The organism is Bacillus sp. N1(2025), from assembly GCF_053470005.1.
In genome coordinates, this window is sequence record NZ_JBLTJB010000001.1 from 76,855 (window position 1) to 91,402 (window position 14,548).

Here is a 14,548-nt window from a genome sequence, read left to right on the forward strand (position 1 = left end):
TCATGAAATTGTTTATGACAGGCCGCTCCGCCAATAGTGAAAGGCTGGAGGCCTATTCTAAAATATTTTAAGAAATGATGGGTTGAACATTGATATGAACTGGTTGGGACAATTACTAGGTAGCGATTGGGAGATCTTCCCCGCCGGAGGAGCTACAGGAGATGCATATTATGCGAAACATAACGGCCAACAGCTTTTTTTAAAACGTAATAGCTCGCCCTTTTTAGCCGTGTTATCCGCCGAAGGCATTGTTCCGAAGCTGGTTTGGACGAAACGGATGGAAAACGGAGACGTCATTACGGCTCAGCATTGGATGGCGGGCAGGGAGCTGAAGGCAAAGGATATGAGCGGACGCCCGGTGGCTGAGCTGCTCCGCAAAATCCACACATCAAAAGCTTTGCTCGACATGCTGAAAAGATTGGGAAAAGAACCGCTTGATCCGGGCGCCCTTTTGTCGCAGCTGAAGCAGGCCGTCTTTGCCGTGCGGCAATTTTCGCCGCTTATTCAGGAAGGCCTTGCTTATTTGGAAGCTCATGTGGATCAGGTGCAATTCGGTGAAAAAGTCGTTTGCCATTGTGATGTGAATCATAATAACTGGCTTCTGTCTGAAGACAACCAGCTGTATTTAATAGATTGGGACGGCGCCATGATAGCCGATCCGGCCATGGATCTCGGCCCTTTATTGTATCATTACGTCGAAGAGCCAGCGTGGGACAGCTGGCTTGGGATGTACGGCATGAAGCTCACGGAAGGGCTTCGGCTGCGGATGGCGTGGTACATGTTATCGGAGACCATCACCTTCATCGCCTGGCACAAATCAAAAGGAAACGACAAAGCGTATCATGATGCCATGGAAGAGCTTCATGCCCTGATGAAGCGGATTGTCAAGTAGTCAGGAGTACGAATCCATCTGCTCCACCCATTGGGACAAATGGTTTTGGTGCTCCTGAATATGCGTGTCGATGGAATCGGCCGTGATGCCGGACTGGCTGTAGCGGTAGACATCCTCGAGCACGTTTTTTATATTTGAATCAAGCCCGGTGTTGGCCATCAGTGATTTGATGACGCGCTCCAGCTGTTCATACTCGGCAACCGTGCCGCAGCAATCCAATTGGTGGTCGGCCAGTATGTCCTTTAATAACCGGACCTGATGTTCGCTTGTTAAGCCCATGATTCATATACACATCCTTTCTGTGTCATACATTGTGCAAAGCGGTGCGGTTTTATGCATCACATGAGTGTTCCGGACCGGGGAGCCTCTTTTTTTATGCAGCCGGCGCCTTTAAAAGGCGCTTGCGGCTCTTTATGTTTCATGGTATGTTGTTACTCGAAATTATAGATAGAGGTGTCAATCATATGAGAATGCGCCATAAACCTTGGGCGAATGATTTTCTGGCAGAAAACGCTGACATCGCCATCAGTGACCCGGCCCAGTATAAAGGGCGGTGGAACACGGTCTTTGGCAATGACAACCCGATCCATATTGAAGTCGGTACGGGAAAAGGGCAGTTCATTTCAGGAATGGCCAAGCAGAATCCGGATATCAACTATATCGGGATTGAGCTGTTTAAAAGCGTCATCGTCACTGCCGTCCAAAAAGTAAAGGACAGCGGGGCTCACAATGTCCGTTTGTTAAATATAGACGCGGAAACACTGAATGACGTATTTGAACAGGGAGAAATCAAGCGCGTATATCTAAACTTTTCTGACCCGTGGCCGAAAAACCGCCACGAAAAGCGCCGTTTAACATTTAAAACGTTCTTGAAAAAATACGAAGAAGTGATGGGCGAAACAGGTGAGATTCATTTTAAAACCGATAACCGCGGTTTATTCGAATACTCTCTGAAAAGCTTTTCCGAATACGGCCTGCTTCTGACGGAAGTCAGCCTTGATCTGCACAACAGCGATCCGAAGGGCAATATTATGACAGAATACGAAGAAAAATTCTCTGCGCTCGGCCAGCCGATTTACCGGGCCGAAGTTGAATGGAGAACAAAAGACAGACTCTGATGCGGGAGTCTGTTTTTTTATGCCGCCATTTGCTACCATTACATCAGGAGGGATAAAGATGGAGACATTGAATATTGGGAATATTTCATTAACATGGCTGGACGGCGGTGTAACGCATATGGACGGCGGAGCGATGTTCGGCGTTGTCCCGAAGCCTTTATGGTCGAGAAAATACCCCGTAAATGACAAAAACCAGATTGAATTAAGAACAGACCCGATTCTGATCAGAACAAACGGCCTGAATATATTGGTTGACGCGGGTATCGGCAGAGGGAAATTCTCTGATAAACAAAAAAGGAATTACGGCGTAACACAGGAATCCAATCTGAAACAATCTCTTCGTGAACTCGGGCTTTCCTGTGAGGACATTCATATTGCCGCGATGACCCATCTTCATTTTGACCATGCATGCGGTCTGACGGAGTACAGCGGAGAGGAGCTTGTCTCTGTTTTCCCGAATGCCCGCATTATCACTTCTGCGACAGAGTGGCGCGAAATGAGAAACCCTAATATCAGATCGAAAAATACATATTGGAGAGAAAATTGGGAGGCGGTACAAGATCAGGTCGAAACCTTTGAGAACGAGTATCAGCTGACAGAAGGCATTACGATGCACCACACCGGCGGCCACAGCGACGGCCACAGCGTTATCGTCTTAGAAGACGGAGGGGAGACGGCTGTGCATTTTGCCGACCTGATGCCGACGAACGCGCATAAAAATCCGTTATGGGTGCTGGCCTATGATGATTATCCGATGACCTCCATTCCTCAAAAGCAGAAATGGCAGACGTTCGCGGCAGAAAAAGACGCCTGGCTGATTTTCTATCACGACGCGATTTACAGAGCGGTAAAATGGGGAGAAGACGGCGAAGTGGCTGCATCTGTCAAACGGGAGAAAAAATAAGCGGATCGATGATTTGCCTGTATGAATTTCGGGAATAAAAGCAAACCTAAGACAAATTGCTTTGAAAGGAAGAGACAGGTGAATCAATTTCAAGTGACGAAAGATGGAGAAATCAAAACAACTCTGCGCGGATTAGAAGTGCTTTCTACGCCTTTTTTAAATAAAGGGGTGGCCTTTACACAGGAGGAAAGAAAGGAACTCGGGCTCGAGGGATTTCTGCCGCCGAAAGTATTGACAATCGAAGAGCAGGCGAGGCGGGCCTACGAACAATTCAGTTCGCAGCCTGATGAGCTGAGCAAAAATGTCTACTTGACCGCTCTCCATGACCGGAATGAAACGTTATTTTACAGGCTGTTAAATGATCATTTAGGCGAAATGCTTCCGATCGTATATACGCCGACCGTCGGCACTGCGATCCAGCGTTACAGCCATGAGTACAGAAAACCCCGCGGTCTGTATTTGTCAATAGATGACCCTGAAGGAATGCGCGCCGCATTTCAGCAGTTCGGAAAAAATGAAAACATTGACTTAATCGTTGCCACAGATGCGGAGGGCATTCTGGGAATCGGTGACTGGGGCGTCGGCGGCATCGCCATTTCTGTCGGAAAACTCGCGGTGTATACGGCGGCGGCCGGAATTGATCCGTCACGAGTGCTTGCGGTCGTATTGGACGCGGGGACAAATCAGGAAAGCCTCTTAAATGACCCGCTTTACGTCGGAAACCAGCATTCAAGAGTACGCGGCGAGAAATATGACCGCTTTATTGATGAGTATGTCTCGCTTGCCCGGGAAACATTCCCGAATGCGCTGCTTCATTGGGAGGATTTCGGTACGGCTAACGCCCGCGGCATATTAAAACGGTATAAAGATAAAGTCTGTACGTTTAACGATGACATTCAAGGAACGGGTGCGGTATCGCTTGCAGCTGTTTTAGCGTGTGCGAAAGCATCAAAAGTGCCTTTAAAAGAGCATAAAGTCGTCGTCTTCGGCGCGGGAACGGCCGGTATCGGAATTGCTGAGCAGCTGCGTGAAGCCATGGTGCATGACGGATTAAGCGAAGAAGAATCCTACAGCCATTTTTGGTGTATCGACAGAAACGGATTGTTAACGGATGATATGAAGGACTTGCGAGATTTTCAGGTTCCGTACGCGCGCCCTGCTGATGAAGTGAAAGAGTACGGCCGCAGCGGTGAAGGCGGATCAATTGATCTGGCGGAGACGGTGCGTCAGGCCAAGCCGACGATTCTGATCGGCACATCCACCGTATCAGGCGCATTTACGGAAGAAATCGTCAAAGAAATGGCCTCGCATGTCAAACGGCCCGCTATTTTGCCGATGTCAAACCCGACGACATTATCAGAAGCAAAACCTGAAGATTTAATTAAATGGACGGAAGGCCGCGCGCTTGTCACTACGGGAAGTCCATTCCCGCCTGTTGCGTATAACGGCATTACCTACCATATCGGACAGGCGAATAACGCGCTCGTATTCCCGGGACTCGGGCTCGGAACGATTGTGACGAAAGCAAGGCTCATTACGGACAATATGTTCGTTGCCTGCGCGAATGCCATCGCCGGTATGGTGGACGTCGGCAAGCCCGGTGCGCCGATGCTTCCGAAAGTGGAGGATCTCAGGACGGTATCGGCAACTGTGGCGGTAGCCGTAGCGAAAGCAGCCATTCAGGACGGTGTAGCGGAAACGGAACCCGAGGATCTGATCCAAGCGGTGCAGGACGCGATGTGGCACCCCGTATATAAACGAATTCGGCCGATGTAACCGAATAAAGCCCAAAACGCTGATGGTTTTGGGCTTTATTTTTTGCTTGTCCGAATTATGAGGCGACAGAATCAATGACATCGACAATCTGGCCTGTTTTTGCATTGACCATAACTTCATATTGCTCCAGTTCGCCGAATGCCGAACGTGTCACGCCGGTTTTGTATACCTGGATGGTTTCTCCGTTTACCTGGTAGGGCTCGGGCTCTGTGTAAATCCATGATCCGTCTATCGGCCCGCGCTGTTTAAAAGCCGCTTTCACGATACGGAGCGCTTTTTCTGAAGAGATATAAGGTTTCATCGCATACTTTTTCACTGCGATGGCAGCGCATAATCCGACTCCTGCACCTAAGAGAAAATGACGTAATTTCAATATGAAGCACCTCCAATTATGTCGTAGTTTTTATTATACAGAAGATGCCAGACGGTGTTAAGTAAAGCGGCGGTTTTACAGCCCATTCAATCTGAGCGCTTGGAAAACGGTTGTTTTTCTAATAAAATAAAAGCATTACATAGAAATGAGGGGAAAATATGAATGAGGAAACGAAAACGCTTTTCCGGACGCTGACGCAGCTTCCCGGCGCACCGGGAAATGAACATCAGGTCCGCTCCTTTATGAAACGGGAGCTTGCGAAATATGCGGATGACATCGTGCAGGACAGACTCGGAAGTGTTTTCGGAGTAAGGCGCGGCGCTGAAGATGCGCCGACCGTTATGGTAGCCGGCCATATGGATGAAGTCGGGTTTATGGTAACGCAGATTACGGATAACGGCATGCTGAGATTTCAGACGCTAGGCGGCTGGTGGAGCCAGGTGCTGCTTGCCCAGCGCGTCGAGGTGCAGACGGATAACGGACCGATTATCGGCGTCATCTCAAGCATCCCGCCCCACATTTTAACAGATGCCCAGCGCGCAAAGCCGATGGAGATCAAAAATATGATGATTGATATCGGTGCCGATGACAGAGAGGACGCGGTCAAAATGGGGATCAGACCGGGACAGCAGGTCGTGCCGGTCTGCCCGTTCACCCCGATGGCCAACGAGAAGAAAATATTGTCCAAAGCGTGGGATAACCGCTACGGCTGCGGGTTAAGCATTGAATTATTAAAAGAGCTGCAAGGAAAAGACCTGCCGAACAATCTGTACGCCGGGGCCACCGTACAGGAGGAAGTCGGCTTGAGAGGGGCGCAGACAGCGGCCAATATGATTCAGCCTGATCTCTTCTTCGCGCTTGATGCCAGCCCGGCAAATGATATGAGCGGCGATAAGGAGCTGTTCGGCCGTCTCGGCGAGGGGGTGCTGCTCCGCATTCTCGACAGAACGACGGTCATGCACCGCGGGATGAGAGAGTTCGTCCTTGATATGGCGGAAACGCACAATATCCCTTATCAATATTTCGCTTCAGGCGGGGGAACGGATGCCGGACGGGTCCACATATCAAACAGCGGGGTTCCGTCTGCCGTCATCGGTATTTGTTCAAGATACATTCATACAAATGCCGCTATCATCCATGTCGATGATTATGCCGCGGCGAAAGAAATGCTCATTAAGCTGGTCATGGCGAGTGACAAACAGACGGTCGAAACGATCAGAGAAAATGTGTAAAAAAATAAGCAGGACCGCATAAAGGCGGCCTGCTTATTCTGTTTCAAATAAATAAGAGAGTGCTTTCATCGCTTGATTGACGGTTTCGACCGTGATATTGGCTTTTCCGGAAAGCTCTTTCAGCGGATGATGAAGTTCTTTCGGACGGATGAGAATGAGCGGCTTTCCTTTTGCGATGGCATAAGAAGCATCCATCGCGGTATTCCACTGTTTATATTTCTCGCCAAACAGGGCGATCACAAAATCGGCTTTTTCCATCAGCACCTCTGTACGGAAATTGTTGATATCGGAAGCTCTGGCGTCTTTTAAAACAGAATCGGGCTGCACGCCCATAATCTCTTCTCCGATATTGTCTGAGCGTTCATGGTTTTCCATCGGGCCGACAAACGTAATCGGCAGGTCCAGCGCTGTTGCTTTTTGTTTGATTTCATCCCGCCAATCACTGTGGATTTCACCCGCTAAATACACGACAAACTGCATCTTTTGCCCCTCCTTATGTACATATTCAGATTTTCGTACGGCTACAAGCAAAATGGTAAACGAAACTTGCTTGATAATGCAAATGAAATATGATAATGATATTGCATATAGTTGGTCTTGCCGTAAACAGTCTGGTATGATCCAATTGGACAAACATCAGCATATAAAAAACTCATAATCCAGATGGAGGAATGACAATGAAAAAGATTGAAAGCACGGAAGAATTGCAAAAAGCGGTACAAGACGATTGGGCGGTATTTATGTTTTCAGCGGATTGGTGCCCGGACTGCCGCTTTGTGGAGCCGTTTCTCCCTGAGCTGGAAGCGGACTTTCCTGAATTCACTTATTACTACGTAGACCGCGATCAATTTATTGATACATGCGCGGAATGGGAAATTTACGGCATTCCGAGCTTTGTTGTGTTTAACGGAGGAAAAGAAGTGAACCGCTTCGTCAGCAAAGACCGTAAAACAAAAGAAGAAATTGAGCAATTTTTAACCGATTCCCTTGCTAAAGCATAAAGGAGGCCACGGGCTTTGAAAATGACGTCAAGGAAGCTGGCGGATTTATTAAAACAGCGCCTGCAGCACGAGAACCGATCCTTCTTTTTTGACAGAGAAAAAGACACCCTCCGTGTTGAGGATCAAACGACCAAAAAAGGCATCACATTGGAGCTCCCGCCTATCATTGCGAAGTGGGAGACGAAAAAAGAAGAAGCGATCGACGAAATCGTCTACTATGTGTCAGAAGCAATGGAGGCGATGGAAGGCAGCGGACAGGAGATGTCCGGAAAGGAGGCCGGAATCTTTCCGGTCATCCGCTCCACATCATTTCCCGATCAAACGAGCGACGGCATTCCGCTCGTGTATGATGACCATACGGCCGAAACAAGAATCTACTACGCGCTTGACCTCGGCAAGACGTACCGCTTAATTGACAGCCGTATGCTCGAGAAAGAAAACTGGACAAAAGAACGGATCAGGGAGACGGCGTCATTCAATCTCCGCTCTCTTCCTTCAGTTGTGAAACAGGATACGGTTGCGGACAATTATTTTTATTTTTTCAGGGCGAATGACGGCTATGACGCCAGCCGGATTCTCAATGATTCGATTCTTCATGAATACAAGCAGGCCGCTGAAGGCGAATTGGCGATTTCCGTCCCGCATCAGGATGTATTAATACTTGCTGACATTCGAAATGAATCGGGTTATGATATTTTAGGGCAAATGTCCATGAGCTTCTTTGCAAGCGGCACGGTGCCGATTACGGCCCTTTCATTTCTGTATAATGAAGGCAGACTGGAACCTGTGTTTATCATGGCGAAAAGCCGGCCGAAAAAGGATTAGAAAGGATTTTTCTTATGAACGCTTTTTACAATAAAGAAGGTGTGGGAGATACGCTTCTGATCTCTCTTAAAGATGCAGCACGCGAAGAAATCGGCTATGAAAGAGAAGGCGATGTCGTCAGAATCTTTAACAAAGAAACAAAAGAAACGACGGGCTTTAACATTTTTAACGTGTCTTCTTACTTACAGATTGAGGACAACGGCCCCGTCGCTTTGTCTGAGACATTCGTTCAGGATGTGAATGAAATACTGAACAGAAACGGCGTTTCAGAAACGCTGACGGTTGACCTTTCTCCGAAATTTGTTGTCGGTCACGTTGAATCGAAAGAAAAACATCCGAATGCGGATAAACTGAATATCTGCCAAGTGAATGTGGGAGAGGAAACCCTTCAAATCGTTTGCGGCGCGCCGAACGTGGACAAAGGGCAAAAAGTCGTCGTCGCTAAAGTCGGCGCGGTAATGCCGAGCGGACTTGTGATTAAAGACGCTGAATTAAGAGGCGTTCCGTCAAGCGGCATGATCTGCTCTGCGAAAGAACTCGCTTTGCCGGATGCGCCGGCGGAAAAAGGGATTCTTGTTCTTGAAGACAGCCGCGAGGCCGGCGAAGCATTTCAATTCTAACTCCCATAAATAAGCGCACAGAATCGAATGATGTGAGAGAAAGCCGTTAAGCAGGCCTGCTTAACGGCTTTCTTCAGTTGGGAGCTTAATCTTTTCTGAGCCGCCCGGCAATGGTATACTAAATATCGTCCCAGACTACTAAAAAGGGAGTTAGAGAGTGATTAAACATGAGTTGGCTGAATAAATTTTTTGACTTATTTTTAGGTGAAAAAGAAGAAGAGCATGAACGTGAACCAAACACGCATGCCCAAATCCCGAAACAGCAGATACCGGATCAGCCAGAAGGCAAATTCACGCGCATGGAAGATCCTAAAATATATTACGAATATCCGAAAGGGAATTTCCGCTTCCCTGTCGTTCCGGACGGCTATAAGCGAACGGAGCAAAACCAAAGACAGCGGGAAAGGCACGAACGCCGCCAGCCGTCCCGGGATTATGCCGCCGGGAAGGAGCAAACCGAGCGGAAACAGCATACACATAAAGAGCCTGATACGGTGAAAAAGCCGTTTAAACCGTCATCCATTCCTTCACCGGTTTACGGCTTTCAATCTCAGCACAGCATAAAAAAAGCGCCTATATCCGAAAAGCGGCGTGAAGAGAACGTAACATTGCTGTCAGAGGAGCAATTTGTTCCGCCAAAAGCCGGTCAGGAAACGGAAAAAGAGCCCGTCTTCACAACATCCGGCATAACAAAACAGACGAATGACCGGCCAGAACCGTTTGCGAAACAAGAAACGGAAGAAATCCCGGCCTTTAAAAAAGAGGAGCTTCACACCGAGGCTGAGAATGCAAAAGAGCAAGTGTTTGCAGCAGCAGAACCGCAGCAGACTGAAGAGCGGGAGCACACGGAAAGCGCGGAGTCTGCCGGCTTTACAGAAGAACAAGAGCATGAACAAACCCGCCCGCAGCCTATTAAAGAGCCTGAGTATGAAGCATCCCGAACGGCTGAAAACACAGAGGAACAAGCGGCGCCGCAGGAGGAATATCAGGAGCCTGAGCCGGAAAAAGCACCGCCTTTTGAAACCGCAGAAGAAACGGTGTATACATACACAGAACCCGGATACGATGAGGAAGTTCAGCCGCAGTCTGAAGACAAGCCCGAATCAGCTGAAACCGACGCGAAACAGGAAGCAGACTCTCAGCCTGAGTACAATGAAGTCACGCGGCATTCAGACCCCGAGCCTGAACCTGCAAGCATCGAGACGGCCGATGCCCCGTCCCGGCCTGCCGAAGAAAAAACGGAGCATCAAGGACAGCCTCAGACTGTGAAAAAAGCGGAGCGGCCGAAAGAGCGCAATGTACCGTTTAACGTCATGATGCTTAAAAGCGATAAACACAAGCAGGCGAAGACGCCAGAGGGCGGAGCGAGCTATGTCTTTCCGAATCTGTCGCTTCTGGACGTACCGCCGGCGCAAAGACATGACGACCAATCGTGGATTGAAGAACAGCGCGAGCTTTTAAACGTTACACTGAAAAACTTTAATGTGCGCGCCCAAGTCGTTCATGTCACACAAGGCCCGTCCGTCACACGTTTTGAAGTGCATCCTGAGCCCGGAGTGAAAGTAAACAAAATTACAAACTTAGCAGATGATATTAAACTGAGCCTGTCTGCCAAGGATATTCGGATTGAGGCGCCGATCCCCGGTAAAAACACGATCGGCATTGAAGTTCCGAACCGCGTAAGCAAAGTCGTCGATTTAAGGCAGATGATCAGAAGCGCCGCTTTCAGGACGAATCCGTCTCCGCTTACAGCCGCGCTCGGTGTCGATATTTCCGGAAACCCGGTCGTCATTGATTTGAAAAAGATGCCGCACGGGTTGATAGCGGGTGCGACAGGATCGGGAAAAAGCGTCTGCATCAATACCATTTTGGTCAGTCTGCTTTATAAGGCGGATCCGAGTGATGTCAAAATGCTTCTGATTGATCCGAAAATGGTCGAGCTTGCGCCATATAACCAAATTCCGCATTTGGTCAGCCCCGTCATCACGGACGCCAAAGCCGCGACCGCCGCGTTAAAATGGGTTGTGGAAGAGATGGAACGGCGATATGAACTGTTTGCCCATTCGGGTGTGAGAGATATCGGCCGCTTTAATGAATTAACCGCCGATCATAAGACAGGCGAAAAGCTTCCGTACCTCGTAGTGGTCATTGATGAGCTTGCCGATTTAATGATGGTCGCGCCGAACGATGTGGAAGAAAGCATTGCCAGAATCGCGCAGAAAGCGAGAGCCTGCGGCATTCATCTGCTTGTCGCGACACAGCGTCCGTCTGTCGATGTCATTACCGGAATGATCAAGGCAAACATACCGACGAGGATTGCATTCTCCGTCTCAAGCCAGGTAGATTCCAGAACGATCATCGACATGGCGGGAGCGGAAAAGCTGCTCGGAAAAGGCGACATGCTGTACTGGGAAAACGGTACCGGAAAACCGGTGCGCCTGCAGGGAAACTTTGTATCCGACAGAGAAATTGACCGCGTCGTCTCTCATGTCAGAAAGCAGCTGCCGCCTTCTTATTTGTTTGAACAGGAAGAACTGATCAGGCAGGGAACCGCCCTCAAGGAAGAAGACGAACTGTTTCCTGAGGCGTGCCAATTCGTCGTGGAGCAAAACAGCGCCAGCACCTCAAGCCTTCAAAGAAGGTTCAGAATCGGTTATAATCGCGCCGCGAGGCTGATTGACATGATGGAAGCCGAAGGCATGATCTCAGAAGCGAAGGGCAGCAAACCCCGTGAAGTGCTGATTACGGCCGCTGACATTGCTCAAGAATAATAATATCGTTCATTTTTCTCACAAACATGGTATGATAGTGGATGGACCATCAAAACTGCATCACTGTCACGCGCTGAAATATCATGCGGCAGGTTTAATCAAAAAGAAAGTTACAGATACTGACGATAACGTAAAAATAAATGGAAGCGCCGCTGTGCGGGCTTTTTGCCCGCGGCGGTCGCAAAATGAAATGAGCGTCATATACTGGGGAACAGATAGACGTTTGTTGGAGGTACGATTATGACTGTTTATCATTTTGTTGGAATAAAAGGGACAGGTATGAGCCCGCTTGCTCAAATCCTGCATGATACAGGGTATCAGGTGCAGGGATCGGATATCGAGAAGCAGATTTTCACTCAGGCTGCCCTTGAAAAAAGAAATATCCCGATCTATCCGTTCAGCGCCGATAACATCAAACCCGGCTTAACGATAATCGCCGGAAACGCATTCCCTGATTCTCATCCGGAAATCGCAAAGGCGCTCGCTGAAGGGATTCCTGTCATCAGATATCATAAATTTTTAGCTGAATATATGAAAAAATACACAAGTGTCGCGGTAACGGGCGCACACGGCAAGACGTCCACAACGGGCCTCTTGGCACACGTGATGCAGCAGGCGAAGCCGACTTCGTTTCTTATCGGGGACGGAACGGGCAAAGGAAATGAAAGCAGCGAATACTTTGTATTTGAAGCTTGCGAGTACCGCCGTCATTTCTTAAGCTATCAGCCTGATTATGCGATTATGACGAATATTGATTTTGACCACCCTGATTATTTCGCCAACATTGACGATGTGTTTGATGCTTTCCAAAACATGGCGCTTCAAGTTAACAAAGGCATCATTGCCTGCGGTGATGACGAGTACCTGCCGAAAATTCACGCCAATGTGCCTGTCGTGTATTACGGCACGGGAGAAGAAAATGATTTTCAAGCGAGAAACATCGTGAAAAATACGGAAGGCACGACATTTGACGTCTTTGTCCGCAATACGTTTTACGATACGTTCTACATCCCGGCATACGGCCATCACAATGTCCTCAATTCCTTAGCGGTCATTGCGCTCTGCCACTATGAAGAGATAGACGTGAACATGATTAAGCGCGGACTTGAATCATTCGGCGGCGTCAAACGCAGATTCAATGAAAAAGTGATCGGCAGCCAGGTACTGATCGACGACTACGCCCACCATCCGACTGAAATCAAAGTCACGATTGAGGCGGCGCGCCAAAAATATCCCGAACGTGAAATTATCGCGGTATTTCAGCCGCATACGTTTACACGGACGCAATCATTCCTTGATGAATTCGCAGAAAGTTTAAGCGCGGCCGATCGCGTGTATCTGTGTGACATTTTCGGCTCAGCCCGCGAGAACGTCGGCAAGCTCACGATCACGGATCTTCAGGAAAAAATCGATAACGCAGAACTCATTGAAGAAAATGACACATCCGTGTTAAAAGCGCATGAAGGCGCAGTGCTGATCTTCATGGGCGCCGGAGACATTCAAAAATATATGAGAGCCTATGAAAACGTCATAGCGTAACGAAAAAGCAGTGGGGCTCTCACTGCTTTTTTGCGCGTGCTGCAAAGGGATTTACCGAGAAACGGAGAAATAGTATACATACAGATCTTTCATATATGTTTATCATTTTAAGAATTGGGTATATACCACTATATCCTGCATTAAGGAGGTATTAGATGATCATCATTCTTTACTTAAGTGTCGCACTCATTGCCGTTGCATTTCTCATCCTCGTCATCTATCTGTCCAAAACATTAAAGTCCGTGCAGATGACTTTAACAAACGTTGCCTCGACTTTAGACGGCCTTGAAGGGCAGATGAAAGGCATTACCGCAGAGACAACCGAGCTGTTACATAAGACAAACCGTCTCGCGGAAGACATTCAGGAAAAATCAGAGAAATTAAATACGGTTGTCCATGCTGTCCAGGAAGTGGGAACTTCCGTCCAGCAGTTTAATACATCCATAAAGCAGGCAGCAGGTTCCGTTACGGCCTCTGTAAGAGAGAATCAGGATAAGATCAGTCAGGTTGTCACCTGGAGCCAGGCCGCTATGGAAATATGGGACAAGTGGAAGCAAAAGAAAAAAACATCGCTTTAATCATAAGAAAAATCCACTAAGGAGGAATCATAATGAGCAAAGATGGAATCAATAGTAAGGATTTTTTAATCGGAACGCTGATCGGGGGAATTATCGGCGCGACAACGGCGTTGTTTCTGGCGCCTAAATCAGGTAAGGAGCTGCGCGACGATCTCGGCAGTCAGGCTTCTGCGTTAAAGGATAAGACGGACAGAATGACGGCCGACGCGAAAGAAAAAGGCTCTCAATATGTCAGTATCGCCAAAGACAAAACATCTAATATCACCCAGCTGGTAGCTGATCAGTCAGGCCAGATTATGAATAAAGTGAAGGATTTAAAAGACCGTTCTAAGAGCACACTAACCGAGAAAGCCGAAGAGACGAGAAGCGAAATGCAGGACACGGCCCAAAGCATCAAGGCCGAAGCGGAAGACGCCGGGGAAAAAGCCGGTCAGGCAAATCGCTGATCCTCAATAAGGAGAGATAACCGACATGACAAAACAGCTGATATCGTCTGAGGAAGAGTTCAAAAATGCCGCTGAGAAAGAAAACACGCTCGTGTTTTTGAAACACAGCACAACCTGCCCGATCAGCCAAGCCGCGTTTCAGGAGTTTGACGCCTTTGCATCGGCGCATTCGGAAGTGCCTTCTTATTACCTGCAGGTGCAGGACAGCCGGCCGCTTTCAAACTATATCGCCGAGACATACGGCGTGAAACATGAAAGCCCGCAAGTATTCGTCATTGCAAACGGCGAAGTGAAATGGCACGCGTCTCATTCACAAATCACAAAAAACGCAATAGAGCAGCACCTTTCATAATTGCTGGCCGCCGGTTGATACCGGCGGTTTTTTTTTGAAAAAAACTATTGATCATTTCAGCCGGATCATGTAGGATATCAATATATACTGCTTCAACGCATAAAAGCTTAAAAGCGTTTTT

General features: G+C 48.3%; 16 protein-coding genes. 13 read left to right on the forward strand and 3 right to left on the reverse strand.

Translation table 11 applies throughout. The features are described 5' to 3' along the window. Nucleotides 1–94: 94 nt before the first annotated feature. A complete protein-coding gene (locus ACNFN4_RS00425) occupies nucleotides 95–892 on the forward strand; it encodes a phosphotransferase family protein (protein WP_003152355.1) in 798 nt (265 codons plus the stop codon). On the opposite strand, the gene ACNFN4_RS00430 is transcribed toward ACNFN4_RS00425, so the two are convergent. Then, entirely contained in the window at nucleotides 893–1,171 is a 279-nt protein-coding gene (locus ACNFN4_RS00430) for a YtzH-like family protein (protein WP_003152357.1), read from the reverse strand. 185 nt (nucleotides 1,172–1,356) lie between these two features. Here ACNFN4_RS00430 and trmB point away from each other — a divergent pair, with 185 nt between their 5' ends. The 3 genes from trmB to ACNFN4_RS00445 all read left to right on the forward strand — a co-directional run bounded on the left by trmB (nucleotide 1,357) and on the right by ACNFN4_RS00445 (nucleotide 4,690). Further along, entirely contained in the window at nucleotides 1,357–2,010 is a 654-nt protein-coding gene (gene trmB / locus ACNFN4_RS00435; protein ID WP_021494471.1) for a tRNA (guanosine(46)-N7)-methyltransferase TrmB, read from the forward strand. 58 nt (nucleotides 2,011–2,068) lie between these two features. Next, the gene (locus tag ACNFN4_RS00440; RefSeq protein ID WP_021494470.1) at nucleotides 2,069–2,914 is read left to right on the forward strand and encodes a YtnP family quorum-quenching lactonase; all 846 of its coding nucleotides are present in this window, start codon (nucleotides 2,069–2,071) and stop codon (nucleotides 2,912–2,914) included. A 78-nt stretch (nucleotides 2,915–2,992) separates the two neighbouring features. Next, nucleotides 2,993–4,690, forward strand: coding sequence for an NAD-dependent malic enzyme (locus tag ACNFN4_RS00445; protein ID WP_160216551.1), 1,698 nt, complete (start codon nucleotides 2,993–2,995; stop codon nucleotides 4,688–4,690). 55 nt (nucleotides 4,691–4,745) lie between these two features. Here the strand turns inward: ACNFN4_RS00445 and ACNFN4_RS00450 are convergent, their stop codons facing one another. Then, nucleotides 4,746–5,063 carry a PepSY domain-containing protein gene (locus ACNFN4_RS00450; protein ID WP_003152366.1) on the reverse strand — a complete coding sequence of 106 codons (318 nt, stop codon included), beginning with the start codon at nucleotides 5,061–5,063 and terminating at the stop codon, nucleotides 4,746–4,748. A gap of 158 nt (nucleotides 5,064–5,221) precedes the next feature. Here ACNFN4_RS00450 and ACNFN4_RS00455 point away from each other — a divergent pair, with 158 nt between their 5' ends. After that, nucleotides 5,222–6,295, forward strand: a complete 1,074-nt coding sequence (locus ACNFN4_RS00455; protein WP_014418662.1) for a M42 family metallopeptidase — start codon at nucleotides 5,222–5,224, stop codon at nucleotides 6,293–6,295. 33 nt (nucleotides 6,296–6,328) lie between these two features. On the opposite strand, the gene ACNFN4_RS00460 is transcribed toward ACNFN4_RS00455, so the two are convergent. Then, on the reverse strand, nucleotides 6,329–6,775 hold the full coding sequence (locus ACNFN4_RS00460) for a YtoQ family protein (protein ID WP_014418659.1): 447 nt from the start codon (nucleotides 6,773–6,775) through the stop codon (nucleotides 6,329–6,331). 197 nt (nucleotides 6,776–6,972) lie between these two features. Here ACNFN4_RS00460 and ACNFN4_RS00465 point away from each other — a divergent pair, with 197 nt between their 5' ends. The 8 genes from ACNFN4_RS00465 (at nucleotide 6,973) to ytxJ (ending at nucleotide 14,427) form a co-directional block, all read left to right on the forward strand. After that, entirely contained in the window at nucleotides 6,973–7,296 is a 324-nt protein-coding gene (locus ACNFN4_RS00465; RefSeq protein ID WP_003152373.1) for a thioredoxin family protein, read from the forward strand. 15 nt (nucleotides 7,297–7,311) lie between these two features. Beyond that, nucleotides 7,312–8,121, forward strand: a complete 810-nt coding sequence (locus ACNFN4_RS00470; protein ID WP_020956219.1) for a DUF1444 domain-containing protein — start codon at nucleotides 7,312–7,314, stop codon at nucleotides 8,119–8,121. Between the two features lie 14 nt (nucleotides 8,122–8,135). Next, on the forward strand, nucleotides 8,136–8,741 hold the full coding sequence (ytpR, locus tag ACNFN4_RS00475) for a YtpR family tRNA-binding protein (RefSeq protein WP_003152375.1): 606 nt from the start codon (nucleotides 8,136–8,138) through the stop codon (nucleotides 8,739–8,741). Between the two features lie 167 nt (nucleotides 8,742–8,908). Beyond that, nucleotides 8,909–11,512 carry a DNA translocase FtsK gene (locus tag ACNFN4_RS00480; RefSeq protein ID WP_020956218.1) on the forward strand — a complete coding sequence of 868 codons (2,604 nt, stop codon included), beginning with the start codon at nucleotides 8,909–8,911 and terminating at the stop codon, nucleotides 11,510–11,512. Nucleotides 11,513–11,752: 240 nt separating this feature from the next. After that, nucleotides 11,753–13,051 (forward strand): UDP-N-acetylmuramate--L-alanine ligase, encoded by a 1,299-nt coding sequence (gene murC, locus ACNFN4_RS00485; RefSeq protein WP_020956217.1) that lies wholly within the window; start codon nucleotides 11,753–11,755, stop codon nucleotides 13,049–13,051. Nucleotides 13,052–13,206: 155 nt separating this feature from the next. Continuing rightward, entirely contained in the window at nucleotides 13,207–13,629 is a 423-nt protein-coding gene (locus ACNFN4_RS00490; protein WP_007408777.1) for a DUF948 domain-containing protein, read from the forward strand. A 32-nt stretch (nucleotides 13,630–13,661) separates the two neighbouring features. Continuing rightward, a complete protein-coding gene (locus tag ACNFN4_RS00495) occupies nucleotides 13,662–14,075 on the forward strand; it encodes a YtxH domain-containing protein (RefSeq protein ID WP_003152380.1) in 414 nt (137 codons plus the stop codon). Nucleotides 14,076–14,100: 25 nt separating this feature from the next. Continuing rightward, complete coding sequence (ytxJ, locus tag ACNFN4_RS00500; protein ID WP_007408776.1) at nucleotides 14,101–14,427, forward strand: bacillithiol system redox-active protein YtxJ; 327 nt, start codon at nucleotides 14,101–14,103, stop codon at nucleotides 14,425–14,427. Nucleotides 14,428–14,548: the final 121 nt, after the last annotated feature.

What these genes read in the sequence shown, in the direction of transcription:
- ytpR (WP_003152375.1), top strand. Translation starts at nt 8,136, where the DNA reads ATGAACGCTTTTTACAATAAAGAAGGTGTGGGAGATACGCTTCTGATC.
- ACNFN4_RS00460 (WP_014418659.1), bottom strand. Translation starts at nt 6,775, where the DNA reads ATGCAGTTTGTCGTGTATTTAGCGGGTGAAATCCACAGTGATTGGCGG.
- murC (WP_020956217.1), top strand. Translation starts at nt 11,753, where the DNA reads ATGACTGTTTATCATTTTGTTGGAATAAAAGGGACAGGTATGAGCCCG.
- ACNFN4_RS00495 (WP_003152380.1), top strand. Translation starts at nt 13,662, where the DNA reads ATGAGCAAAGATGGAATCAATAGTAAGGATTTTTTAATCGGAACGCTG.
- ACNFN4_RS00430 (WP_003152357.1), bottom strand. Translation starts at nt 1,171, where the DNA reads ATGGGCTTAACAAGCGAACATCAGGTCCGGTTATTAAAGGACATACTG.
- trmB (WP_021494471.1), top strand. Translation starts at nt 1,357, where the DNA reads ATGAGAATGCGCCATAAACCTTGGGCGAATGATTTTCTGGCAGAAAAC.
- ACNFN4_RS00455 (WP_014418662.1), top strand. Translation starts at nt 5,222, where the DNA reads ATGAATGAGGAAACGAAAACGCTTTTCCGGACGCTGACGCAGCTTCCC.
- ACNFN4_RS00425 (WP_003152355.1), top strand. Translation starts at nt 95, where the DNA reads ATGAACTGGTTGGGACAATTACTAGGTAGCGATTGGGAGATCTTCCCC.
- ACNFN4_RS00440 (WP_021494470.1), top strand. Translation starts at nt 2,069, where the DNA reads ATGGAGACATTGAATATTGGGAATATTTCATTAACATGGCTGGACGGC.
- ACNFN4_RS00480 (WP_020956218.1), top strand. Translation starts at nt 8,909, where the DNA reads ATGAGTTGGCTGAATAAATTTTTTGACTTATTTTTAGGTGAAAAAGAA.
- ACNFN4_RS00490 (WP_007408777.1), top strand. Translation starts at nt 13,207, where the DNA reads ATGATCATCATTCTTTACTTAAGTGTCGCACTCATTGCCGTTGCATTT.
- ytxJ (WP_007408776.1), top strand. Translation starts at nt 14,101, where the DNA reads ATGACAAAACAGCTGATATCGTCTGAGGAAGAGTTCAAAAATGCCGCT.
- ACNFN4_RS00465 (WP_003152373.1), top strand. Translation starts at nt 6,973, where the DNA reads ATGAAAAAGATTGAAAGCACGGAAGAATTGCAAAAAGCGGTACAAGAC.